The organism is Sinorhizobium medicae (genome assembly GCF_007827695.1).
Lineage (GTDB): Bacteria > Pseudomonadota > Alphaproteobacteria > Rhizobiales > Rhizobiaceae > Sinorhizobium > Sinorhizobium medicae.
On record NZ_VITA01000064.1, the window covers coordinates 1 to 1,487 of the forward strand.

Below are 1,487 nucleotides of genomic sequence, written 5' to 3' on the forward strand. Positions count from 1 at the left end.
GGCGGTCCTGGGCGAGACCGGCTCCGACCAGCGCCAGGAAGGCGCCGACGGCAAGTACGACCATCTCGACTGTCTGTTTCATGATTGGGTCCCCAACTCTCTCTAATCGCTGACTGGCGCACGCCCGCGCACGGCCCGCCAAAGTATTGCGAGAATTGTCAGAGCCCGGACCTGGGCACCTTGATCCAGATCAAGTTGCTCGGGAGCTCGCGAGACATGCTGGCAGGTTGGCCAAAAAGAGGCGCGACAGCGAGCGGAAGGACATCGATCTGCAACGACGCGACCTCCTCCGCTCGCGCAGCGGTGCGGTGCGGTGCGGTGCGGTGCGGACCGCGGAGGTCACGAAGGCGCCGGAAGTTTGCCGGCTTAAGGTCGTGGGATCGGGCGGCCTAACAGGCTGCAGCAGAAAGAGCGCAGGCGCGGAAGCTCGGGTGGAGAACCGCCGGAGGGGATCGCCTTCGCGTGCAGGAGCCTATGGCTCACCCTCGCAGGCTGCCCGCCCCGTGAATTCGTCTATCTCGATGCAAAAGAAGATATGTGCAGACGCCCCCGAAATCTCTTGCGGTGCAGTTTTAAGTCCCCCTGGTTCCCACCAATTGGGTTTCTTTTCGAGCAGGGACCAGGCGTAAATGCGCTCATTATGGCGGCCTTGCGCGGCCGGTAGTTCTCGGTACCTGCCCGTCACGACCACGCTCTTCCACTGGCGATTGCCGGCAAACTCGTCGATCTGGAGCGACACCTTCGGGTTGCTGCGCATCCAATCGATCTTCTGGCCGGGCATGGAGTAACAGTAGAGCCTATGGCCCGAGTTCGCGTAGGTGATCGGCACGATGTAGGGCTGGCCGTCCCTGCAGCATGCCAGCCGCGCGAGATCTCCAGCGGCGACCACGCCTTCGCATTCCTCACGAGACATTTGCCTAACGAACATGGCTCCCTCCGTCTCCGGAGCGACGGGCGCCCGCCAGGAAGCCGGAGAGGGGGCCGCTTTCGCGGGCCGCTCGGACAGCCTCAATTGCAAAGCAAGCGGAGCGCGTCCATCCTCACGATGTCAATCGTCCTTGCGTCCCTGAGCACGATCACGCTGCGCTCCTTCAGTTTCGTCACCACGCGTGACACGGTCTCGATCGTCAAGCCGAGATAGTCCGCGATATCCTGCCGCGACATGGGTAAGCGTAGCTGCCTGCCTCCTCCCTGACGTTCGCTAAGGTCGACGAGAAATGCGGCAATCCGTTCCACGGCGCATTGTCTGCCGATCACCAGAAGATGCTGCTGTGCCCGCGCCATGCCGGTCAAGGCGAGCGCGAGAAGCTCCCGCGAACGCTCCTGCATATGCCGGCGCCCGAAGACGGCCAGTGTTGTTGCCGTGATGGCTTCGGCAAAGAAGGAATGGTTGGGTCCCGCTTCGAACCCGAACATTTCGCCGGGGAGATGAAAGGATACGACTTGTCGGCGTCCATCTGAAAGGAGGCGGTAGACACGCACGGCTC

Annotated in this window: 2 protein-coding genes; both read right to left on the reverse strand. The window is 62.5% G+C overall.

All coding sequences use genetic code 11. The features are described from left to right. Positions 1-472: 472 nt before the first annotated feature. Positions 473-928: a pyridoxamine 5'-phosphate oxidase family protein gene (locus FB009_RS32555; protein WP_011970949.1), complete on the reverse strand. Its 456-nt coding sequence runs from the start codon at positions 926-928 to the stop codon at positions 473-475. Positions 929-1,008: 80 nt separating this feature from the next. Beyond that, positions 1,009-1,487 (reverse strand): helix-turn-helix domain-containing protein (locus tag FB009_RS32560; RefSeq protein ID WP_024325714.1); only part of this gene is annotated, 479 nt, incomplete at its 5' end.

Excerpts from the sequence above, each read along its gene's own strand:
- FB009_RS32555 (WP_011970949.1), bottom strand. The coding sequence starts at position 928 with ATGTTCGTTAGGCAAATGTCTCGTGAGGAATGCGAAGGCGTGGTCGCC.